Annotated in this window: 21 protein-coding genes; 19 read left to right on the top strand and 2 right to left on the bottom strand. The window is 59.9% G+C overall.

Annotation, left to right across the window (positions count from 1 at the left end; all coding sequences use genetic code 11):
• The first annotated feature begins 5 nt into the window (after positions 1–5).
• From ICL81_RS05710 to ICL81_RS05675, 8 genes are all read left to right on the top strand, one after another.
• A complete protein-coding gene (locus ICL81_RS05710; RefSeq protein ID WP_188033968.1) occupies positions 6–773 on the top strand; it encodes a 16S rRNA (uracil(1498)-N(3))-methyltransferase in 768 nt (255 codons plus the stop codon).
• A 173-nt stretch (positions 774–946) separates the two neighbouring features.
• Positions 947–2,422 (top strand): amino acid permease, encoded by a 1,476-nt coding sequence (locus tag ICL81_RS05705; protein ID WP_353055431.1) that lies wholly within the window; start codon positions 947–949, stop codon positions 2,420–2,422.
• Between the two features lie 113 nt (positions 2,423–2,535).
• Positions 2,536–2,886, top strand: coding sequence for an HIT domain-containing protein (locus ICL81_RS05700; RefSeq protein WP_188033967.1), 351 nt, complete (start codon positions 2,536–2,538; stop codon positions 2,884–2,886).
• Positions 2,828–3,892: a PhoH family protein gene (locus tag ICL81_RS05695; protein WP_188033966.1), complete on the top strand. Its 1,065-nt coding sequence runs from the start codon at positions 2,828–2,830 to the stop codon at positions 3,890–3,892. Before ICL81_RS05700 ends, ICL81_RS05695 begins: the two co-directional genes overlap by 59 nt.
• Complete coding sequence (gene ybeY, locus ICL81_RS05690) at positions 3,889–4,350, top strand: rRNA maturation RNase YbeY (RefSeq protein ID WP_188033965.1); 462 nt, start codon at positions 3,889–3,891, stop codon at positions 4,348–4,350. The genes ICL81_RS05695 and ybeY overlap by 4 nt, the downstream gene beginning before the upstream one ends.
• Positions 4,347–5,648, top strand: a complete 1,302-nt coding sequence (locus tag ICL81_RS05685) for a hemolysin family protein (RefSeq protein ID WP_188033964.1) — start codon at positions 4,347–4,349, stop codon at positions 5,646–5,648. Before ybeY ends, ICL81_RS05685 begins: the two co-directional genes overlap by 4 nt.
• Before the next feature lie 5 nt (positions 5,649–5,653).
• The gene (gene era, locus ICL81_RS05680) at positions 5,654–6,598 is read left to right on the top strand and encodes a GTPase Era (protein ID WP_188033963.1); all 945 of its coding nucleotides are present in this window, start codon (positions 5,654–5,656) and stop codon (positions 6,596–6,598) included.
• A 46-nt stretch (positions 6,599–6,644) separates the two neighbouring features.
• Positions 6,645–7,016 carry a DUF5684 domain-containing protein gene (locus ICL81_RS05675; RefSeq protein ID WP_353055430.1) on the top strand — a complete coding sequence of 124 codons (372 nt, stop codon included), beginning with the start codon at positions 6,645–6,647 and terminating at the stop codon, positions 7,014–7,016.
• Positions 7,017–7,178: 162 nt separating this feature from the next.
• Here the strand turns inward: ICL81_RS05675 and ICL81_RS05670 are convergent, their stop codons facing one another.
• A complete protein-coding gene (locus ICL81_RS05670; RefSeq protein WP_188033962.1) occupies positions 7,179–8,978 on the bottom strand; it encodes a DUF2207 domain-containing protein in 1,800 nt (599 codons plus the stop codon).
• Between the two features lie 152 nt (positions 8,979–9,130).
• On the opposite strand from ICL81_RS05670, the gene leuA reads away from it, so the two are divergent.
• The 5 genes from leuA (at position 9,131) to coaE (ending at position 14,876) form a co-directional block, all read left to right on the top strand.
• On the top strand, positions 9,131–10,876 hold the full coding sequence (gene leuA / locus ICL81_RS05665) for a 2-isopropylmalate synthase (protein WP_188033961.1): 1,746 nt from the start codon (positions 9,131–9,133) through the stop codon (positions 10,874–10,876).
• Positions 10,877–10,950: 74 nt separating this feature from the next.
• Entirely contained in the window at positions 10,951–11,568 is a 618-nt protein-coding gene (gene ruvA, locus ICL81_RS05660) for a Holliday junction branch migration protein RuvA (protein WP_188033960.1), read from the top strand.
• Complete coding sequence (gene ruvB, locus ICL81_RS05655; protein WP_188033959.1) at positions 11,565–12,569, top strand: Holliday junction branch migration DNA helicase RuvB; 1,005 nt, start codon at positions 11,565–11,567, stop codon at positions 12,567–12,569. The genes ruvA and ruvB overlap by 4 nt, the downstream gene beginning before the upstream one ends.
• A gap of 170 nt (positions 12,570–12,739) precedes the next feature.
• On the top strand, positions 12,740–14,182 hold the full coding sequence (gene rpsA, locus ICL81_RS05650) for a 30S ribosomal protein S1 (RefSeq protein ID WP_188024099.1): 1,443 nt from the start codon (positions 12,740–12,742) through the stop codon (positions 14,180–14,182).
• 73 nt (positions 14,183–14,255) lie between these two features.
• Positions 14,256–14,876, top strand: coding sequence for a dephospho-CoA kinase (gene coaE / locus ICL81_RS05645; RefSeq protein WP_188033958.1), 621 nt, complete (start codon positions 14,256–14,258; stop codon positions 14,874–14,876).
• A 79-nt stretch (positions 14,877–14,955) separates the two neighbouring features.
• Here the strand turns inward: coaE and ICL81_RS05640 are convergent, their stop codons facing one another.
• The gene (locus tag ICL81_RS05640) at positions 14,956–15,564 is read right to left on the bottom strand and encodes a vitamin K epoxide reductase family protein (RefSeq protein WP_188033957.1); all 609 of its coding nucleotides are present in this window, start codon (positions 15,562–15,564) and stop codon (positions 14,956–14,958) included.
• Positions 15,565–15,812: 248 nt separating this feature from the next.
• On the opposite strand from ICL81_RS05640, the gene ICL81_RS05635 reads away from it, so the two are divergent.
• The 6 genes from ICL81_RS05635 (at position 15,813) to ICL81_RS05610 (ending at position 22,785) form a co-directional block, all read left to right on the top strand.
• Positions 15,813–18,278 carry an Rne/Rng family ribonuclease gene (locus tag ICL81_RS05635; RefSeq protein WP_188033956.1) on the top strand — a complete coding sequence of 822 codons (2,466 nt, stop codon included), beginning with the start codon at positions 15,813–15,815 and terminating at the stop codon, positions 18,276–18,278.
• Between the two features lie 188 nt (positions 18,279–18,466).
• The gene (gene rplU, locus ICL81_RS05630) at positions 18,467–18,775 is read left to right on the top strand and encodes a 50S ribosomal protein L21 (protein ID WP_188024095.1); all 309 of its coding nucleotides are present in this window, start codon (positions 18,467–18,469) and stop codon (positions 18,773–18,775) included.
• A 34-nt stretch (positions 18,776–18,809) separates the two neighbouring features.
• A complete protein-coding gene (gene rpmA, locus ICL81_RS05625; RefSeq protein ID WP_188024094.1) occupies positions 18,810–19,064 on the top strand; it encodes a 50S ribosomal protein L27 in 255 nt (84 codons plus the stop codon).
• Between the two features lie 103 nt (positions 19,065–19,167).
• Complete coding sequence (gene obgE / locus ICL81_RS05620; protein WP_188033955.1) at positions 19,168–20,688, top strand: GTPase ObgE; 1,521 nt, start codon at positions 19,168–19,170, stop codon at positions 20,686–20,688.
• Positions 20,685–21,467 (top strand): glutamate 5-kinase, encoded by a 783-nt coding sequence (proB, locus tag ICL81_RS05615; RefSeq protein WP_188033954.1) that lies wholly within the window; start codon positions 20,685–20,687, stop codon positions 21,465–21,467. The genes obgE and proB overlap by 4 nt, the downstream gene beginning before the upstream one ends.
• Before the next feature lie 64 nt (positions 21,468–21,531).
• The gene (locus tag ICL81_RS05610; protein WP_188033953.1) at positions 21,532–22,785 is read left to right on the top strand and encodes a glutamate-5-semialdehyde dehydrogenase; all 1,254 of its coding nucleotides are present in this window, start codon (positions 21,532–21,534) and stop codon (positions 22,783–22,785) included.
• Positions 22,786–22,805 lie beyond the last annotated feature (20 nt).

The following is a 22,805-nucleotide window of genomic DNA, read 5'->3' as shown; positions in this document are numbered from 1 at the left end:
ACACCGTGGCGAATCTCTATTACCGCGAGGATCTGACCGCAGCTGAGTTCGTTCCCGGCGCCGTCATCGAAATTACTGGTGACGAAGCCCGGCATGCAGTTCGCGTCAGTCGCCTACGGCAGGGCGAGCAGATCCTCATCGGCAACGGTGCGGGCGCGCTGGCAAACGCGGAGGCGACCGTCGTTGGCAAGGACCGGTTCTCGGTTCGCCTGCTCGATGTGACGCAGGCCGCCGCGCCAGAGATTCGACTCACGCTCGTGCAAGCGCTTGCGAAGGGCGACCGAGATGAGCGCGCCGTCGAGCAGTCGACGGAATTCGGCGTTGACGGGTTTCTTCCCTGGCAGGCTGCACGTTCAGTGTCGCGCTGGGACGGCGCAGGCGGTGCGGAGAAGTCAGCGAAGGGCATTGCCAAGTGGCAGCGCATCACGCGTGAAGCATCGAAGCAGTCGCTTCGTGCCTGGATCCCGGCAGTTGGTCCGTTGACGACGACGCGTGATCTGTGCCTTGCGGCTGCGGATCCCGAGATCGAAGTGGTGGTGCTGCACCCGCGTGGTGAGCGCGCCCTGAGTACATGGGTTGCTGACGGTCTCGACCGTGAGACCCGTGAGGTGAAGCTCGTTGTCGGCCCAGAGGGTGGGCTTTCTGACAGCGAGATTGACGAGCTTGAGGTTGCAGGTGCGCGTGTGCTCGTGCTCGGAAATACGGTACTTCGCACATCATCTGCTGGTCCGGCCGCACTTGCTGTGCTGAATGTGGGACTACACCGCTGGTAGATAAGTGCATATGCACTTATTTGTTCCACTAAACGGGATCAATTCCACTCTGGCCTTGTTCTGGCTTTTGCGATATAAGTCACCTGGGTATACCATCGTCCTCACGCATGGGGTGCGCTACGAGCGATCCCAGAATATGTGCGTTGAACATAGGTATATAGAGGTTTTTACAAGTGAGTGACAACAACTCAAACGGTGCATTAAACAACGGAGCAAAAGAGATACCGAACGCCTCGACACCGCCTCCCGCCCAGCACAAGAAGCTGGCATCACGTCACGTGACAATGATCACGCTTGGCGGCATCATTGGCGCGAGCTTGTTCGTGGGCTCTGGCAACGTGATTCGTGCGGTTGGACCGGCAGCGGTGCTGTCCTACCTCATTGGCGGGCTTCTGGTCTTCCTGGCGATGCGCATGCTCGGAGAGATGGCGGCGGCGCGGCCCACCATCGGCTCGTTCATGGAGTACGCACGTGTCGGTCTTGGTAACTGGGCGGCATATCTCGTCGGCTGGCTGTACTGGTACTTCTGGGTCGGCGTCCTTGCATATGAGGCCGTACTCGGTGGTGAAACCCTCAACGGCTGGTTCACCTTCCTGCCGGGATGGGCATGGTCGCTCATTCTTATCGCGATCTTCGTCGGTACCAACCTCATTTCCGTTCGTACCTTCGGTGAGGTTGAGTTCTGGCTCGCAAGCATCAAGGTCGTTGCGATTGTGGTGTTCTTGGGCGCTGGTCTACTCTTTGCGCTCGGACTCTGGCCGAACGCAACGTTCTCTGTACCGAATCTTTGGGAGCATGGCGGCTTCGCACCGAACGGTTTCGGCGTGGTCTTCACTGGTGTAGCACTCGTCATCTTCTCGTACTTCGGCACTGAGATTGCGGTTATGGCAGCCGCTGAATCGGAAGACCCAGCGAAGGGCATCCGTCAGGCAACGCACACCATCATTTGGCGAATCTTGCTCTTCTTCGTAGGTGCAGTGCTCATCATTACGATGGTCATTCCCTGGGATGAACTCCCCGAACCCGTGAGCGTCGCAGTGGCTCCGTTCACGCAGGTGTTCTCGCTGCTGGGCGTTCCCGGCGCAGCGATGATCATGCAGCTCATCATCTTCACCGCGGTGATCTCGGTGCTGAACTCTGGCCTGTACTCGGCCTCACGCATGTTCGCTGCTCTCGCAGATCAGGGCTTTGCGCCGAAGCTGATTTCGAAGCGTTCCCGCAACGGTGTGCCTGTCTGGGCTCTGATTGCCTCCACGAGTGGCGCGGTCGCGGCAACGATCGTGAACTTCGCAGCGCCTGACTCGGGCGTCTTCTCGTTCATCATGAACTCGGCTGGCCTCGTTGCGCTCTTTGTCTACGTCTTCATTGCAGTGACGCAGATGCGCCTGCGCCAGAAGATGAGTCCTGAAGAGGTCAAGGGCCTGAAGCTGAAGATGTGGCTGCACCCCTGGCTAAACATTGTCCTCATCCTCGCGATCATCGCGATCCTGATCATCATGCTCACGACTGAGGCTGGCCGAACCCAGGTGTGGACGAGCCTCATCGCGACCGTGGTACTCGTACTCTTCTGGCCGCTTGTGCGGAAGAAGCTGAAGAAGCGAGACGCAGAAAAGTTGCAGGCTGAGGTGCCCGCAGCAGGCGAAGCCTAACGCGGCGTTTCGTCACCGCGTCGTTCGCCCCTGGCTCGAGCATTTGCTGTCTGCCAGGGGCGAACTGCGTTTACGGCTCTTTCGCATCGGCTCTGGCCGGGTAGACTGGTGATATGGCTCAGGACACCATTTTCGCCAAGATCGTTTCTGGAGAAATCCCGGTCGAGATTCTCGCCGAGACCGAGCGCGTGATCGCGTTCCCAGATATTGCGCCTCAGGCGCCCGTTCACATTCTCGTGATCCCCAAATCAACCGAGTATGAGAACGTCGTCGAACTTGCCGCTGGTGACCCCGAAACCCTCGCCGAGATGGTTGCGGTAGCGAAGCAGCTCGCAGAGAAGCACGGCAACGGTGACTTCCGTCTGCTCTTCAACTCGGGTGAAACTGTCGGCCAGACCGTATTCCATGTGCACGCTCACGTGCTCGCAGGAGACCTCAAGGAGAACTCGCTCGTTGGAGCCTGAAACAACCAGTCCCACTTCCGCGTCCGTCAATTCTCGCGAGCTGACACGCACCATCACGCTCTCGGGTGTCGAACTGAGTTCGTTTCTCGGGCACCGAGACCAGCTTGTTCGTGATCTCGAAGAACTTCACCCAGGCGTACGTTTCCACGTTCGCGATGAGGTGATGACCTTGCGCGGAGGCGTCGCACACGTGCGTGCCGCAGAAGCAGTCGTGCTTGAGGTGCTCGATCTTGCTCGCAAGAGCGGCCAGGTGTCAGCGCACGATGTACGCGCGATCACCCATTTGGTGAACAAAGGGCAGGCTGGATCCGCCGCCCCGCGTCTCAGTGAGCCGATCGTGCAGGTGCGAGGCAATGCCGTGCGTGCCCAGACCGACGGTCAGCGCAGTTACGTCGACGCGATTGATGACAACACGATTGTGTTCGGCATCGGACCCGCTGGCACAGGCAAGACCTACTTGGCGATGGCGAAGGCTGTGCAGGCCCTGCAACGCCGCGAGGTCTCGAAGATCATGCTCACCCGTCCCGCGGTCGAAGCGGGGGAGAGCCTTGGCTTCCTGCCCGGTGGTCTTGAGGAAAAGATCGACCCGTACCTGCGCCCGTTGTTCGATGCGGTGAGCGCGATGATGGATCAAGATCTCGTCGGTCGTATGCTTGCAAACGGCACCATCGAGGTCGCGCCGCTTGCCTACATGCGCGGTCGCACCCTCAACGAAGCATTCGTCATTCTTGACGAAGCGCAGAACACGACGCCCGAGCAGATGAAGATGTTCCTGACCCGTCTCGGCTATGGCTCGAAGATGGTCATCACAGGCGACCTCACTCAGGTTGATCGACCAAAGGGTCGGAGCGGGCTCGGTGTTGTGCAACGCATCCTCGGCGACGTAGAGGACATTCATTTTGCGGAGCTCACCGCAGACGACATCGTTCGTCATAGCCTGGTCGGTCGCATCGTCGACGCATACCAGGATTACGATGAGCAGAAGAACCAAGGAGACGCCTCATGAGCGTAGAGATCAATAACGAATCAGCATTCGAAATTTCTGAAGAGCAGCTGCAGCGCCTCGCGCTTTTTGCGCTCGACGCGATGCATGTGCACGCCGACACCGACGTCGCAATCATGCTCGTCGACGAGCCCGCGATGTCTGACCTCCACGAGCAGTGGATGGGCGAACCCGGTGCGACTGACGTGCTGAGCTTCCCGATGGACGAGCTGCGCCCCGGACGTCTCGATGCGAAGACCCCCGCGGGTATTCTCGGCGACATCGTTATCTGCCCCCAGGTGGCGGATCGTCAGGCCGACGCAGCGGGTCACGACCTCGCGCAGGAAATCATCATTCTTACCACGCACGGCATGCTGCACCTGCTCGGATTTGATCACGCAACCCCGCCCGAGGAAGCCGAGATGTTCGGCATCCAGCGCGACATTGTGACCGCGTTTCACGCGCGAGAGCGTTCACTTTGAGCGCTGGCTTAGCTGCCCTACTCATCATCGCGGCGCTGCTGCTTGCCGCGATCGGTGGGCTGCTCGCCGCAACCGATGCGGCACTCTCGGTGCGCTCGCGGGCTGAACTACTTGCGCTCGCAGACGAGGGGGGTCGTTCAAGTAAGTCGATCCGCGCGATTGCTGAGAACGAAGAGAGTCACGTCAACGCGCTCTCCTTTGCGCGTGTATTCGCTGAGGTACTCTCGGCCGTGCTCATTACACTCGTGCTCGCGTACATGCTTGACGAACTGTGGCTCGAGCTCGTCCTCGCGACGATCGTCATGACTGCGGTCACGTTCGTGCTCGTCGGCTCAAGTCCCCGCACTGTCGGCACCCACCACCCTGACGGCGTAATTCGTTTCACCGCACCGACCGTGCACGCGATCCGCGTCCTGTTGGGTCCCTTGTCGAACGGCCTGATGAGGTTTGGTCACCGTGTAGCCCCCGGACGCGACGGGGCCGCTCGCATTCGAGATGAGCAGCAGCTCCTCTCGGTCGTCGATCAGGCTGCGGAACAGGCCGTGCTCGAAGATGACGACCGCGATCTCATCCACTCGATCGTTGAATTGAACGACACCTACGTTCGCGAGGTCATGGTGCCGCGCATCGACATGGTGACGGTGAGCGCCGATCAGAGCGTGCGCGAGGCGCTTGAGGCGCAGTTGAGTTCACGTCATTCGCGGCTCCCGGTCGTCGGTGGGGACACCGATGACATTGTGGGCGTGGTGCATTTGCGCGACGCAAGCAAGTTCGTGTTGCGTCGACCAGATGAAGCAGAAGCATCGCCCGTAACTCGTATCACGAAGGCGCCGGTGTTCGTCCCTGAGCTGCAACGCGCGGATCGTCTCCTACGGCAGATGCAGGCCGAGTCCAACCATCTCGCGTTCGTTGTGGATGAGTACGGCGGCATTTCTGGGCTCGTGACCTTGGAAGACCTCATTGAGGAACTCTTTGGTGAGATTAGTGATGAGCATGACCGTGAGACTGTCGACATCGTCGAAGAAGGTGACGAGACCTACCTCGTGAGTGCACGCTTGCCGATCGACCGCCTCGCAGACCTGTTCGAGGCAGAACTCGACGTCGAAGACGTTGATACGGTCGGCGGTTTGCTCACCATGCTCGTGGGCAAGCTTCCAGAACCAGGCGACTTTGCGATCGTCGAAGACATCAGACTTGAGGCCGTCGAGGTCGAACGTCGCAGACAGCGGCTCGTGACGATCCGCGCCCAAAAATTCAATGACGACGAAGCGTCGTCAGCACAGCAAGAGGAAGAGTAATCATCATGAGCGAAGAAGTTTCGCAGCCTGCTGGTGACGTGACCGAGCCCACGGAGGGCGCTGAGAAGCCATTCCGTGCAGGGTTTGTCTCGTTCGTCGGTCGCCCCAACGTCGGCAAGTCAACCCTGACTAACGCACTCGTTGGTGAGAAGATCGTGATCACGAGCGAGAAGCCGCAGACGACGCGTCGAGTCATCCGCGGTATTGTGCACCGTCCCGATGGCCAGCTCATCATCGTCGATACCCCGGGTATTCACCGCCCGCGTACGCTCCTCGGTGAGCGCCTGAACGCGCTCGTAGAGACCACGCTCGGTGACGTCGACGTGATCGGATTCTGCGTTCCCGCGAACGAGAAGATCGGCCCAGGCGATCGCTTTATTGACGAGCGCCTCAACGATTTCCCGCGCGCGAAGAAGGTGGCGATCCTGACCAAGATCGATAGCGCATCGCAGACCGAAATCATCGACCAGCTCACCAAGCTCGGCGCAATGCGCGAGTGGGACGCGGTCGTGCCGATCTCGTCGACGGAAGACCAGCAGCTCGATATCCTCTCTGAGGTGCTCCTCGAGCTCATGCCAGAATCGCCCGCGCTGTACGAGAACGAGACGATCACCGATGAGAGTGAAGACGAGCGGATCGCGGAGCTCATTCGTGAGGCTGCCCTCGCGGGCGCCCGTGAGGAATTGCCGCACTCGCTCGCAGCATCGGTCGATGACCGTGAAGAGCGCGAAGACGGACTTATCGAGATCTACGCTTCCGTCTACGTCGAGCGCGACAGCCAGAAGGGCATCGTTATTGGCAAGGGTGGCCAGCGCCTGAAATCAATTGGCGAGACCGCGCGCAAGGGCATCGAGGAGCTGCTCGGTCGTCGCGTGTACCTCTCGATCCGCGTAAAGGTATTGAAGGAATGGCAGCGCGACCCGAAGGCACTCGGTAAGCTCGGTTTCTAAAGCCGGTACATCGCTGGCACAAACCGACCTCTAAGAGGAGACCGAAGTGGACGTAAGTGAGCAGTTTGCCGCATTGATGCAGGGTGGTCTCGGAGTAATTTCTGTGGCCTGGTACATCCTCGTCGTCGTTGCGATGTGGAAGGTCTTCACCAAGGCCGGGTACGCGGGTATCCTCGCGATTATCCCGATTGTGAACATCGTCTTCCTCGTGAAGATTGCCGGCTACTCAGGTTGGCTTTCGCTGCTCTACATCGTTCCGATCATCGGTTTCATCTTCAACATCATGGTGTGCCTCCGCGTGGGAACTAAGTTCGGCAAGAGCACGGCGTTCTCGGTGTTCCTGATTTGGATCTTCTCCACCATCGGTTTCTTCATCATCGGTTTCGGCCAGGCGAAGTACGACCGCAACGCGCAGTAGCGCAGTAACGCGGTTGCGCGGCCCAGTGGCGGCGATCAACCACGCGAAAAAGGCCCGTTCTCTCGAGATGTGCAGCTATTCACAGCTGCAACTGTCTGTTTCGAGAGAACGGGCCTTTTTCGCGTGTGCATGGCGAGGGAGCGTGCCTCGGGCTGCCGACAGCTAGCGACCGCCGCTGAACCCGCCTCCGCCACCGCCGCCGGCGAAGCCACCGCCGCTCGATCCGCCCGAGCTGCTTGAGGTGTAGCTCACCGAGGAACTCATGTTGTCGGTGAAGCGTGAGATCTCGCTCGCGAAGCGATCGATCCCGCCGTGCATCATCAGCGCGGGATACCAGAGCGGCGAGTACCCCGGCGTCTCGGCATACTTCGTCTGCAAGGTCTTCGTCCACTGCTTCTCAAGACCGAACAACATGGCGTAGGGGAGGAGTTTCTCGTAGAGGTCAACCACCATCGCCTGGTCGATCTCACGGCGTTCGGCGCCGGTAGGTGACTGCAATACCCGAATGCGATCCGCCTCTGCGACAGAAATGAACTCCTTCACGCCAAGCAGGTATTCGCGCGCTTCGGCCCCGTGCCGTGTGTGCATCTCGTGTGGCACCAAGCCATAAATAATGCCGACAATGGCTGCGATTGCGAGGATGAAGAACAGTACCGACGCGCCGGAGTCGCGCTGCACCATCGCCATAATCGTGAGCACAATGTGGACCGCGGCAATTGGCATGCTGATGAAGGCAAGCATTCGGGCGAGCGGCACTTGACGTTTCTCGAAGTAGCCGCGCGAGTGAGCCTGCTTACTCCCTGCCTCGGTGAGCTTCTGCATGCTCGCGCCGAACTTCTCGTCCTTCTTCGGGAGCGCCTTGCTGGCGCCGGGAGCCGCGCTCCCGAAGAGCTTGTTCAGTGTCGCGCCGTCGAGCGCATCTACCGCTGCCTCGTGACTCACCAGGCGCAGGGTCGGCCGGGCCGAGCGAGAGCCCGGTTTCTTTGGGTCATCTTCGATGCGGATCGCGCCGTTCACCGCGAGGTGTACAAACTCGGCGGGCACGGTGGAGCTGGTGCGCCCTGCGATCTTGGCCGCGAGCAGTGGCGGGAGGTTCCGGGGAACATCGTATTGCGCAATGATGGTGCCGCGATCGACCCGCCGTTTGCGAACATATCGCATCCCCACGAACATCGAGCCAAGGCTCAAGAGCGCGGCCAGGCCGCCGGTCACGAACGGCACCGTGTCGAGGAGTGCGTTGGGGAGGCGCACGGGTGGCTGGGTGAAGGTACCCGGCGCGAACCCGATTGCTACCGTGACGCCCTCGTGCGCGGCAAGTGGGACAGGTGTGACGCTGAACGTAGCGCCTGAGTGCGAGATGTCACATCGTTGTGTTGACTCGCCGACCCCGACGTAGCAGGCAGTGTTGCCATTGAGTGCAGATGCAATTGTGGGATCTACGGTGATTGACGCCTGGAATGCGTCAATCTGCTGGCGGTGTTCGAAGTCGACGAGGTCCCAATAGAACTCATCTGCAGTGCCGTCGTCGCGCGCGAGGATGGTGTCGCTCAGCGTGTAATCGATGATGTAGGTCTGGCTGCCGTGGACGTAGTCATTGTTCCCGGTGAGGACCGCGATGAAATCTCCATCTTCGTCCACCTCGGTGTCGAAGGGGACTGCTGCACCATGCTCATCGGTAACAGTGAAATCTCGTGGATCGATTGCCGCCTTTTCGTACCTCATGGGCAGACCGCGAACAATTCCGCGGTTTTGATCGACCTCGGGAAACTGGGCCACGAGGGTCTCGGTTACGTGGGTGAGTGCACGGCCGTCGTCATCTTGCGTAATGCGGTAGTCCACAGACCAGCTGCTGTACGAGAAGTCGTCAACATCGGCCGAAGCCGGTGCTGATCCGCCAAATATTGCGGCAGAAGATGCTGCCAGCAGCAGTACAGGGGTTAGTACAAAGCGTGTCCATGGCATGTGGCTAGGTTATCTGGTGCTATAGTGAAAAACATGCTGTTCGGCACGCTTCTCCTTAGTTGCCGCGACGAGGCCTAATCCTTCTGGCCTTCCTCGTCGCGGTGTTTGTGTTTGGCGGAACAAACAAGCGAACGTAGAGAGATACAAGGTTCATGAAGAACATGCAGCAGCCCTCGGGCATGCCGGCCCACCGTTACCGTCCGTACAGCGAGATCATCAAGGTTGATCTCCCCGATCGTACGTGGCCAACGAAGCAGATCACCGAGGCTCCGCGCTGGTGCGCAGTCGATCTCCGCGATGGCAACCAGGCACTCATCGACCCGATGAGCCCCGAGCGTAAGCGGATCATGTTCGATCTGCTCGTCAAGATGGGCTACAAAGAGATCGAGGTTGGCTTCCCCTCGGCAAGCCAGACCGATTTTGACTTTGTGCGTCAGCTCATCGAAGACAACGCGATTCCCGATGATGTCACGATTCAGGTACTGACCCAGGCGCGTGAGCACCTGATCAAGCGCACCTTCGAGTCGCTCATTGGCGCGAAGCAGGCGATTGTTCACCTGTACAACTCGACGAGCATCCTGCAGCGCGATGTGGTGTTCCGTCAGGATCGCGAGGGCATCAAGCAGCTCGCTGTTGAGGGCGCAAAGCTCTGCAAGTCCTTCGAATACATCTGTGCAGGCACCGACATCTTCTATGAGTACTCGCCTGAGTCGTACACGGGCACGGAGCTCGAGTACGCGGCCGAGGTTTGCAATGCGATTCTCGACGTGTTCCAGCCGACTCCAGAGCGCAAGGTTATTCTGAACCTGCCTGCGACCGTTGAGATGGCGACACCCAATGTCTACGCTGACTCAATCGAGTGGATGTGCCGCAACATCAATAACCGCGAAAACGTCATTATTTCGCTCCACCCGCACAACGACCGTGGCACCGGCGTTGCTGCGGCTGAGCTGGGGTACATGGCGGGTGCGGATCGCATCGAGGGTTGCCTCTTCGGCAACGGTGAGCGAACTGGCAACGTTGACCTGGTCGCGCTGGGCATCAACATGTTCACGCAGGGCATTGACCCGCAGATTGACTTCTCGCGTCTCGATGAGGTTCGCCGTACCGCTGAGTACTGCAATCAGCTCCGCGTACCCGAGCGCAGCCCTTGGGCTGGCGACCTCGTGTACACCGCGTTCTCTGGCTCGCACCAGGATGCGATCAAGAAGGGCTTCGAGCGCATGGCTGCCGACGCTGAGGCGGCAGGCAAGAGTATCGACGACATCGAGTGGGCAGTTCCGTACCTGCCGGTTGACCCCAAGGATCTCGGCCGCTCATATGAGGCCGTCATTCGTGTGAACTCGCAGTCGGGCAAGGGCGGTGTTGCGTACCTGCTCAAGACCGATCACAACCTGGATTTGCCGCGTCGTCTGCAGATCGAGTTCAGTGCTGTCGTGCAGGACGTCACTGACAGTGAAGGTGGCGAGGTGTCGAGTGAATCGATCTGGCGCATCTTCCAGGATGAGTACCTGCCGACCGCTGGAACCGAGTTTGACCAGTGGGGTCGTTACGAGTTGTTCCGTACCGCATCGACGAGTGCGGGTGACGGTGTTACCGAACTCGTAGTCGACTACCGTGATGGTGAGACTCGCGAGCAGATGACGTCGCGCGGTAACGGACCTGTCGACGCGTTCATCTCAGGCGTGAATGAAAGCGGTCACGAGGTCACACTCTTTGACTATGTTGAGCACGCAATGAGCTCCGGTGGCGACGCAGTTGCCGCTGCGTACGTCGACCTCGAAGTCGATGGTCAGCGCCTGTGGGGCGTCGGTATTGATCCCGACACCACCCGTGCGACCCTCAAGGCGATCGTATCTTCGATCAATCGCGCTGAGCGCACGAAGGTCGCTGCGTAAGTAGTCGTACATTTGTTCGAATGGTCGGAGTGGCGTGAGTCACTCCGACCATTCGTGCGTTTAGGGTTGGCACTGTGATTTCTTCGATTAATGGACCGGTCCTCTCGCAGGGAGCCGGCTGGGTCGTTATTGGTGTTGGTGGCTTGGGCTACCGAGTCGAGGTACCTGTAGGCCGTGGTCCAAGCGTGGCTGTCGGCGACCATCTCTCGCTCGTTACCTCGCTTATTGTGCGCGAAGATTCACTCACGCTGTTTGGCTTCCAAGATGATGTCGAGCTTGAGCTCTTCACGCGTCTTCTGAGCGTTTCGGGTGTCGGTCCACGCATGGCGCTTGGAGTGCTTTCCGCGCTCGCCCCGACCGAACTTGTTGAGGCGGTCAAACGCGAAGATGAGAAGCCTTTCAAGAAGGTTTCTGGTGTCGGTCCGAAGACCGCGAAGCTCATCGTTGTGTCGCTCGCGGGCAAGCTTGACGGCTTGCAGATCGAGTTGCGTCACGACGCTGCCGAGAGCGCGGATCCCAACGAGGCCGTTGTTGCTGCGGTGGCGGAGGGGCTTGTTGGTCTCGGCTGGCGCGAGTCTGACGCACAACAGGCTGCACAGGATGCGCTCGACGCTGGCGCTCCCGCGAGTCACGCGGGTCTGTTGCGTGCAGCGCTCGCGCTTCTGCAGAACAACCGTGGAGTTGGTCGATGAGCGTCGACAATGGCGAACTGTCCCCGCAGGGTCGATCCGCCGAACTCACCTACGAGGGTGCGCTGCGCCCTGGGTCCCTCGCTGAATTCGTTGGTCAGGAGAAGGTTCGAGATCAGCTCGGGCTCCTGCTCGGAGCGGCGGCCATTGACGGACGTACGCCCGACCACATTCTGCTTGCTGGCCCTCCCGGGCTCGGCAAGACTACGCTCTCAATGATCGTCGCGGCAGAGCTTGAGGTGCCGTTGCAGCAGACGTCCGGGCCCGCGATTCAGCATGCTGGTGACCTTGCTGCAGTACTGTCTTCACTGTCGCCCGGCGAAGTGTTGTTTATTGATGAGATCCATCGCATGGCGCGAAGCGCCGAAGAGATGCTGTATCTCGCGATGGAGGACTTCAAGGTTGACATCATGGTGGGCAAGGGCGCTGGTGCGACCTCCGTGCCACTTGAGCTGGCACCGTTCACGCTCGTTGGTGCAACCACCCGAGCCGGATTGCTCCCCAACCCGCTGCGAGACCGCTTTGGCTTTACTGCGCACCTTGAGTACTACGCGCATACCGAACTTGAGCGGGTGGTCGCGCGCGCGGCTCGCCTTCTCGGGTTCCCACTTGCTGATGCTGGCGTCGTTGAGATCGCGGGCCGTTCTCGTGGAACGCCCCGTATCGCGAACCGTCTGCTGCGTCGCGTGCGTGATTACTGCCTCGTGCACGAGGTGGAAGCCGACGTGCTCGCGGTTCGTGCGGCGCTCTCGCTGTACGACGTCGACGAGAATGGTCTTGACCGTCTCGACCGTGAGGTTCTCAGCGTGATTATTGAGCGCTTTGGCGGCGGTCCAGTCGGTCTCTCGACCCTCGCAGCATCGGTCGGGGAAGAGTCGGAGACGATTGAGGCGGTCGTCGAACCGTTCCTCATGCGCGCCGGACTCATCGCTCGTTCGCCGCGTGGGCGGATCGCCACGCGCCTCGGCTGGGAACACTTGGGAATGGTGCCGCCAGCCGCATAACTCGCCGCGTTGGCTGCTGCTGGCAAAAGTTCTAGATTCGGGATAGGGTTGAGTGTCACATTTGTGGCGAAACCTGTCCACGCGGACCATGCCTCGGGGGCCCTTGGGTCTCACTAACGCGAGTTAGTGTGTGTCCGCCTGATTTCCTGTCCATTCTGGAGACCAATTTCATGACTAACTCAACGACCACCAGCAAGGTCGCAATCAACGACATCGGCTCGGCCGAGGACTTCCTTGCAGCGGTCGAACTGACCATCAAGTCTTTCAACGACGGCGACCTCATCGAAGGCACCGTTGTAAAGATTGACCGCGACGAGGTTCTCCTCGACGTAGGCTTCAAGACCGAGGGCGTCATTCCCTCGCGCGAGCTGTCCATCAAGCACGACGTTGACCCCGATGAGGTCGTCAAGGTCGGCGACTCGGTTGAGGCACTCGTTCTCCAGAAGGAGGACAAGGAAGGCCGCCTGATCCTCTCGAAGAAGCGTGCTCAGTACGAGCGTGCTTGGGGCGATGTCGAGCGCATCAAGGAAAGCGACGGCGTTGTTACCGGTACCGTCATCGAGGTTGTCAAGGGCGGCCTCATCGTTGACATCGGACTCCGTGGCTTCCTCCCCGCGTCGCTCATCGAGCTCCGCCGCGTCCGCGATCTCACGCCGTACCTCGGCCAGGAGATCGAGGCAAAGATCCTCGAGCTCGACAAGAACCGCAACAACGTTGTGCTTTCGCGTCGCGCACTCCTCGAGGAGACCCAGTCGGCTACCCGTTCGTCGTTCCTTGCAGAGCTCAAGCCCGGCCAGGTTCGCAAGGGTGTCATCTCGTCGATCGTCAACTTCGGTGCATTCGTGGACCTCGGTGGCGTCGACGGCCTCGTGCACGTTTCGGAGCTCTCGTGGAAGCACATCGAGCACGCTTCGGACGTCGTTGAGGTTGGCCAGGAAGTAACCGTTGAGGTTCTTTCGGTTGAGCTCGACCGCGAGCGCGTTTCGCTGTCGCTCAAGGCTACGCAGGAAGACCCCTGGCAGGTATTCGCACGCACCCACGCAATCGGTCAGATTGCACCGGGCGTCGTCACCAAGCTCGTACCCTTCGGCGCGTTCGTTCGCGTTGCAGACGGCATCGAGGGCCTCGTGCACATCTCGGAGCTCTCGGGTCAGCACGTTGAGCTCGCTGAGCAGGTTGTACAGGCCGGCCAGGAAGTCTTCGTCAAGATCATCGATATCGATCTCGAGCGTCGCCGCATCTCGCTCAGCCTCAAGCAGGCTAACGAGGGCGTTGACCCCGAGGGCACCGAGTTCGATCCCGCACTCTACGGTATGACCACCGAGTACGACGAGAACGGCGAGTACAAGTACCCCGAAGGCTTCGACCCTGAGACTCAGGAGTGGAAGGAAGGCTTCGAGAGCCAGCGCGAGAACTGGGAGAAGGAATACGCTTCTGCTCAGGAGCGTTGGGAAGCACACAAGAAGCAGGTTGCAGCTTCGATCGCTGAGGCAGCAGCAGCTCCCGCAGTTGAGGCACCCGCTTCGAGCTTCTCGAGCGACTCGAACGCTACCGGCGCACTCGCTGACGATGAGGCACTCGCTGCACTCAAGGCTCAGCTCGAAGGCAACTAAGTCCTTCTAGCTCGATAGCTACTTATGAAAGCCCGGTTCCTTTTGGAGCCGGGCTTTCTGGTTTGATGGAGACATGACACTCATTGCACTCACGGGCGGCATTGCCTCCGGCAAATCGACGATTCGGACGCGCTTCGCTGAGCTCGGTGCGGTTGTCATTGACGCGGATCAGCTCGCTCGCGAAGCCGTCAATCCTGGAACACCCGGTCTCACGGCCATTACGGAGACCTTCGGCTCCGAGATGCTCGATGCCGCATCGGGGGAACTCAACCGCGCTGCGCTTGGCGCACGTGTCTTCGGCGATCCTGAGGCGCTCGCGAAACTGAACGGCATTGTCCATCCCGAGGTGCGCCGGATCGCCGCCGGACGAATTGCTGCGGCTCGTGCAGCGGATCCGCGCGCCGTCATCGTCTATGAGATTCCGCTGCTTGTCGAGTCTGGTCACGGACTCTCCCGAGACGGGATGCCGCGGCAGTGGGATGTCATTGTGGTTGCGGATGCACCTGCTGAGGTGCGGCGCAAACGATTGCGCGAACTCAGGGGACTGACTGAGGAGGAAGCGCAGCGTCGTATCGCAAGCCAGGCGACTGATGAGGAACGTCGTGCGGTCGCTGATGTCATCATCGACACTGCCCAGTCGCTCGACTCGACCCGCGCCCAGGTCGACACGATCTGGCAGTCGCTGGGGGAGTGATCCGCGCACTCTTACGTGCAGATACCAATACAGGTCTGGTCCGCACTGACTGCGAACCAGACCTGTATTGGTGACGTGGTTAGCGCGTGAACTCAGCGAACCAGTCGAGACGGAACTGCGCCGCCGCAGCAATGATGATGTAGCAGAGTGCAATCGCAACCCATACCCAAGAGCGCATGTTGACGAAGCGCTGCTGAGTGCGGTCGGAAACATTGACGTATCCTGCCGCCTCTGGCTGGAACAGTGTTGTCCAGAAAAGCGGGATGGTGGCAGCCCACACAACCATGCACCACGGGCACAGTGTGCCGAGGCTGTAGATGCTCTGGTAGGCAAGCCAGCCGACAAAGATAAGACCGAGCGCGAGTCCGATGCGGTAGAGAATCCAGAACCAGTTCGCGAATCGGGCGCCAGCGAGAATCGCGAAGCCGACGATAATCGGTGCCATGAACGCGCCAACGCCGATGATCGTGTTGCTGAAGCCGAAGATGGAACCCTGCCAGGAATCCATGTTCGGGCCGCAAGTCACGAGGACGCTGACGTTACAGTTCGGAATGTAGCCCGGTTCTTGGATCTTCTTGATGTACTCGGTGATCAGTTCAAAAGCCGCGAAAAGCCCGATAAATCCGAACACAATCGTTGCAATCGGAAACACACGGGAACGGTTTGGGGTCTGTGTCACCTCAGTCATGCCCCGATTCTAAACCCACGACACTGAACGTCAGACGAGACTATGTAGCAAGTCGCATGTAATAATGGAGGTTGTGGCAACGCATAGTCGTGTTACCCACAAGAGTCTTGCACCGCCGGAAAGCAATGCCAGTCGCACGGGCGACGGTCTGCCGGTACGCGGAAGAGTACGAGTTGTTAAGGCGCGCGAGCGCCAAGAGTTTTTGCTCCAGATCCCGTATTTGGGGCAGTGAATGGAGAGCACCAGGAATGGTGACGAACACAGATACCGAGACCCCAGAAATGGGCGAATCGGGAGAAGAATCCGTAGAAACTGTCGAGGCTACCGAGGTAGCCGTAGTTGAAGAGCCCGCTGAAGCGGCAAATGTTTCAACTGAAGGCGCACGAACCCCTGAAGCTGCACTGCCTGCAGAAGATGAGGAAAAGGTTGCAGAGCCTGAGGCTGTGAAGGGCTCGGACGGTTTGCCGCTCGTGTTGCCCCTCGCCTCGTTGTCGCCCGAGGATCAGTTCCGTGCGACCACGCGACTGATCTTCCTTGCGCCTGATGTGCCGCCGATTGATCCGCGCCCCCGTCGTGGCAACTTCCGTCAGCTTGACGATATCTTCGAGGAGCAGCACCAGGCGCTCCGCCAGCATGACCGCGAGGTTGACCAGCCCGCTCGTCGTGAACGTCGTGAGCGTCGTGCAGCAGCGCCTCAGGCGGCAACTGGGGTAGAGCCCCAGCGTCGCCAGGCGGCGCCCGTGGTGACCGAACCGCAGCGCGTGAAGGGTTCGACTCGACTCGAAGCGAAGAAGCAGCGACGTCGCGACGGTCGTGATGCTGGTCGCCGCCGTACCGTCATCACCGAGTCCGAGTTCCTTGCGCGCCGCGAGGCAGTGGACCGCGAGATGATCGTGCGCAGTTCGGCCGATCGTATCCAGATCGGTGTGCTCGAAGACAGCGTTCTCGTTGAGCACTACGTTGCTCGTTCGAGCGAAAACTCGCTGATCGGCAACGTCTACATTGGCCGCGTGCAGAACGTGCTCCCGAGCATGGAAGCTGCGTTCGTTGATATTGGACGCGGCCGCAATGCTGTGCTCTACTCGGGTGAAGTTGACTGGTCTGCGTTCGAAGGTGGCAACACTGCTCGCAAGATCGAGAATGCTCTGAAGCCCGGCGATCGTGTTCTCGTACAGGTTACGAAGGACCCGGTGGGGCACAAGGGTGCGCGCCTGACCAGCCAGATTTCGCTTCCGGGTCGCTTCCTCGTGTACGTTCCCGGCGGTGCGATGAACGGCATTTCACGCAAGCTTCCTGATACCGAGCGTGCACGCCTGAAAAAGATTCTGAAGGAAGTGCTCCCGACCGGCGCTGGCGTCATTGTGCGTACCGCTGCGGAGGGTGCGACAGAAGAGCAGCTCACTCGCGACGTTCAGCATCTCGCACGCCAGTGGGAGCATATTCAGTCGCGCATGGCGAAGGGCGGCGGTCCCGCACTGCTGCACTCTGAACCTGACATGCTCATTAAGATCGTGCGCGACGTCTTTAACGAAGATTTCCAGCGCATGGTGATTTCGGGCAACGACACTCACGCGACAATTTCAAACTACCTTGAGCAGGTTGCTCCTGACCTGCTGCAGCGCGTTGAGCGCTACGAGGGTGAGCGCGATGTCTTTGATAAGTTCCGTGTGACGGAACAGATCTCGAAGGCGCTCGACCGGAAGGTCTGGCTGCCCTCGGGTGGTTCGCTCGTCATTGACCGCACTGAGGCAATGACGGTCGTTGACGTCAACACTGGCAAGTTCGTTGGCTCTGGTGGCAACCTCGAAGAAACCGTCACCAAGAACAACCTTGAGGCCGCTGAGGAAATCGTTCGTCAGCTGCGTCTGCGCGATGTTGGTGGCATCATCGTGATTGACTTCATCGACATGGTTCTCGAATCGAACCGTGATCTCGTGCTTCGTCGCCTCGTCGAATGCCTTGGTCGCGATCGCACCAAGCATCAGGTGGCCGAGGTTACCTCGCTTGGTCTTGTTCAGATGACTCGTAAGAAGCTTGGCCTTGGTCTGCTCGAGTCGTTCAGCGAGCCCTGTGATGTGTGCGCGGGTCGTGGCGTCGTGGTGCACCACGATCCCGTCTCGAAGCATCGTAACGAGGCCCCTCGTTCGTCGAAGCGAAACCGCAATAACAGTGGCGGCGGTAACTCAAGTAATAACGGCGGCAATAAGAATGACAACGGCAATGCACAGGCTGAAAGCCAGTCGCAGCCTGTTGCTGCCGACGCGAAAGCTCACGCCATCACCGATGGTGCTAAGAACATGCTGGCTCAGGTAGCCGCTTCGACCCTTCCTGTTTCGCAGGCTGACGAGACCGCGCACGCGGTATCGAAGCCAGTCGTCGCAGAGGAAAAGAAGAGCGGCAAGGTAGTAAGTGGGAAGGCTCGCCGCAGCGGCGCTGCACCCGCAGCTGCCGATCCGAGCCCTGCAGCGAACCTGCTTGATAGCGTTCTCGACGCTCTTCCGGACGCTCCCGCGGTCGGAACGTCGCGAGCTCGTCGCCGGGCTTCGCAGCCGGCAGGCGGATCGGCTCGCGCGACTCGCGCGACCCAGCCCGCTGGACCGGCAACGGAAGAATCGGCACCTCAGGTGGCGAAAGACGTCGCGGTAGATCCGCAGCAGCTCATTTTTGATGCGCTCGATGTGCGCGTGCAAGAAAAGGCTTCCGAGCGGGACTAACAGTCCCATCAAGTCCGGAGAGTGGTCGAATCCGGGCTCGACACGCTGGCACATATTTGACCGAAAATAGAAGTTCAAGTTAATATTGATCGTTGTGCTAGATGCTTTTATGTGCATCGGCGACAGTGTTTCGGTTGCAGACCAATTGCGACTGACTTTGAAAGACGATCCTAGGAAAAGGGTGACAAGTGGTTTACGCAGTTGTGCGCGCAGGCGGCCGGCAGGAGAAGGTCGAAATCGGTTCGATCATCACCGTTAACCGTATGGCAGGTGACGCAAAGGGTAAGGTTCAGCTTCCCGCAGTTCTCCTCGTCGACGGCGAGACCGTGACCACCGATGCAGCGAAGCTTGCAAAGGTGAAGGTTACTGCTGAGGTTCTCGGCGACCTCCGCGGCCCGAAGATCGTCATTCAGCGCTACAAGAACAAGACCGGTTACAAGAGCCGCCAGGGTCACCGTCAGGACCTGACCCGCCTCAAGGTCACCGGCATCAAGTAACCAGCTTCGGCTGCTACCTAAGGAGTAGAGACTCATGGCATCAAAGAAGGGCGTAGGCTCTAGCAAGAACGGCCGCGACTCGAACGCACAGCGCCTCGGCGTAAAGCGCTTCGGTGGCCAGGACGTGAACGCAGGCGAGATTATCGTTCGCCAGCGCGGCACCAAGTTCCACCCCGGCGTAAACGTCGGCCGTGGCAAGGATGACACGCTGTTCGCACTTGCTGCAGGCGAGGTTGAATTCGGCGCAAAGGGCGGCCGCAAGGTCGTCAACATCGTCACCGCAGCGTAAGTTCGCGGGTTTTCGCAAGAGGCGGGCTTCGGCTCGCCTCTTGTTGTTTTACGGCCATACACTTGGAGGTGTAATTGGCCGCAGGTGAGAGGGTGGAAAAGTCATGGTGACGTTCGTTGATCAGGTGCAGGTGCATCTGCAGGCAGGACGCGGTGGCGACGGCTGTGTCTCGGTAAAGCGTGAGAAGTTTAAGCCTCTCGCTGGCCCAGACGGTGGCGCAGGCGGAAACGGTGGTGACATCGTATTCGTTGCTGACCCGCAAAGCACGACGCTGATCGATTTCCATCGACGCCCACACCTCATGTCTGAAAACGGCGGCTACGGTGCCGGCGACTACCGCGATGGTACGAACGGCACGGAAATGTTGCTGAGCGTTCCCGTTGGAACCGTCATCAAGAGTTCTAAGGGGGAGACCCTCGCCGACTTCACCGAGGCTGGCATGCGGTATCTCGCCGCCCGCGGTGGTATCGGTGGCCTGGGCAACTGGGGACTCGCGAGCCCGAAGCGAAAGGCGCCAGGCTTTTCGTTGCTCGGCACGAAGGGTAAGGCGCTTTCGCTTACTCTCGAGCTGAAGACGATCGCCGATGTTGCGTTCGTTGGCTACCCGTCCGCTGGTAAGTCGAGTCTGATCGCGGCAATGAGTGCTGCAAAGCCGAAGATTGCCGATTACCCCTTCACGACGCTCCACCCAAACCTCGGTGTGGTCGTTGCTGGTGAGCACCGCTACACCGTTGCAGACGTTCCCGGCCTCATCGAAGGCGCGAGCGAGGGTAAGGGCCTCGGCCTTGACTTCCTCCGTCACGTCGAGCGCTGCAGCGCGCTGCTGCATGTCCTTGACTGCGCAACGCTTGAGCCGGGCCGAGATCCGCTGTCTGACCTCGAGGTCATCAAGGCAGAGCTTGAGGCTTACCCGGTACCAGAAGGTCAGAAGCCGCTGAATGAGCGTCCGCAGTTGATCGCTCTAAACAAGATCGACGTCCCTGAGGCTCGTGAGCTCGCACAGTTCGTGCGTGGTGACCTCGAGAAGCAGGGCTACCGCGTCTTTGAGATTTCGACCGCGAGCCACGAGGGTCTGCGCGAGTTGTCCTTCGCATTGGCTGGCCTTGTCGAGGAAGCACGCGCCGCTGAGATTGCTGCTGCTGCAGAAGTGCGCGAGCGCATTGTTCTTGAGCCCAAGCAGCGTAGCCGAGGCGGCCGTCAGGCATCCTTCACGGTTCGCACCGAAGGTGGCACGCACGGCACGATCTTCCGTATTCTTGGCGAGCGTCCCGAGCGCTGGGTCGAGCAGACCGACTTCGCAAACGACGAAGCTGTGGGATACCTCGCAGACCGCCTGCAGAAGGCAGGCCTCGAGGACGCGCTGGTCAAGGCTGGTGCTGTCTCTGGCTCAACCGTCGTGATTGGCCCAGGCTCGGGTGTCGTCTTCGACTGGGAGCCCTCGATCACGAGTGCAGCCGAGGTGCAGGTTGGTGCTCGTGGCTCTGACGATCGCATCGATCGCAGCTCGCGCCGTACCAACAACGAGCGCCGCGCTGACTACTACAAGATGATGGATGCGAAGGCAGAAGCGCGTGCCGAGCTCGAGCGCGAGCGCGAGGCAGGGCTCTGGAAGGAAGAAGAGTGAATCTGAGCGAGAAGATCTTCGCCGCGAAGCGAGTCATTGTCAAGGTTGGCTCCTCCTCGGTAAGCGGCGATAACGCCGCACAGATCCCACTCCTCGTTGATTCGCTCGCAAAGCTTCACTCGGCTGGAGCGCAGGTTGTGCTGGTGTCGAGTGGCGCGATTGCAACGGGTGTTCCGTTCTTGAACTTGGACGCACGCCCCGATGATCTCGCAACTCAGCAGGCCGCGGCAGCGGTTGGCCAGAACGTTCTGGTCAACCGCTATCAGCGCGCGTTCACGAGCCATGAGATCGTTGGTGGACAAGTGCTTTTGACCGCGAACGATATGGAGAACCCGACGCACCGCGGCAATGCGAAGCGTGCGCTTGAGCGTCTGCTTGAGCTTGGAATCCTCCCGATCATCAACGAGAACGATACCGTCGCGACCCACGAGATCCGCTTCGGCGATAATGATCGGCTCGCCGCACTTGTTGCTCGCCTCATTGGCGCCGATCTGCTCGTGCTGCTGTCAGATGTCGATGCGCTGTACACCGCGCCGCCCGAGAATCCGGGCGCCAAGCGCATTTCGCGAGTTGGTTTCCGCGATCCGCTTGAAGGTATTGAGATTGGTGAGAGCCGCTCAGGTTGGGGCACCGGTGGTGCTGCGACCAAGGTTCAGGCGGCTCGCCTCGCGGCAGATGCTGGCGCTGAGGTGCTGTTGACTGAGGCGCGACTGTTTGATTCCGTCCTTGAGGGTGCGGATCGCGGAACCTGGTTCGACGCCCGTCCCGCATCCGCCTAACTCGTAGGCAATCTATAGCTCTGAGGTAGCTGTGACCGACACATCTGTGTCCTAGAATGTGGTCATGGCTACCTCAGATCTGTTTCTCGCGCGCTTGCAGCGCGCTAAGACCGCGTCGCGCCGCCTCGGCACCGCGACTACCGATGAGAAGAATCGCGCTCTAGAAGCGATTGCACAGACCATTGAGGCGAACATCCCAGAGATCGTGGCAGAGAACGCCAAGGATCTCGATCGTGGACGTGAGCAGGGCATCGGTGATGGCCTGCTCGACCGCCTCCGTCTCGACGAAGATCGTCTGATGGGTCTCGCAGCAGCGGTGCGCGAGATCATCGCGCTCCCTGACCCGGTTGGGGAGATCGTGCGCGGCAGCACGCTTGCAAACGGCATCCGTATTTCGCAGGTCCGTGTTCCGTTCGGCGTCGTAGGCGCGATCTACGAGGCACGCCCGAACGTCACGGTTGATATCGCTGCGATCGCGCTCAAGAGCGGTAACGGTGCGGTACTTCGTGGCGGATCCGCCGCCGCATCCTCTAATGAGGTCCTCGTACGCCTCATTCAGCAGGCAATTACTGCATCGGGTCTCGACGGTGACGTGGTCCAGACCATTGATGAATTCGGCCGTGAGGGCGCGAACCGTCTTATGCGCGCCCGTGGGTTCATTGACGTACTCATCCCGCGCGGTAGCGCAGGTCTCATTTCGACCGTCGTGCAGGAGTCGACTGTCCCTGTCATCGAAACAGGTGCCGGTGTTGTGCATGTCTATGTTGACGCGTCCGCTGACGAAGACATGGCTGTCGAAATCGTACGCAACGCAAAGACCCACCGTCCGAGCGTCTGCAACGCGGCTGAGACCCTCCTCGTGCACCGTGACGCGGCTGAGCGCATGCTTCCACGGATCCTTGCGTCGCTCGCAGAGAGCGGTGTGAACCTCCTTGGTGACGACCGCGCGCTTGCCGCGAATGACACCGTTAGCGCGGCTAGCGACACAACTTGGGAGACAGAGCATCACAGCCTCACCATGGGTGTTCGCGTGGTCGACTCGCTGGACGAAGCCATTGATCACATCGAGCGATACTCGACCCGTCACACCGAGGTGATTGTCACGAACGATATCTCGAGTGCGGATCGATTCCTTGCCGAGATTGATGCAGCGGTAGTCATGGTGAATGCCTCTTCTCGCTTCACTGATGGCGGAGAGTTCGGCTTCGGTGCAGAGGTCGGAATTTCAACCCAGAAGATGCACGCACGGGGCCCGATGGGACTGCCGGAGCTCACGAGCACGAAGTGGCTCGTACGCGGCGCTGGCCAAATCCGCTAGCGGCTACCGCTACACTTATA

This window comes from Leucobacter sp. cx-328, from assembly GCF_014530035.1.
Classification (GTDB): Bacteria; Actinomycetota; Actinomycetes; order Actinomycetales; family Microbacteriaceae; genus Leucobacter.
This window is presented reverse-complemented; position numbering and strand designations above follow the sequence as displayed.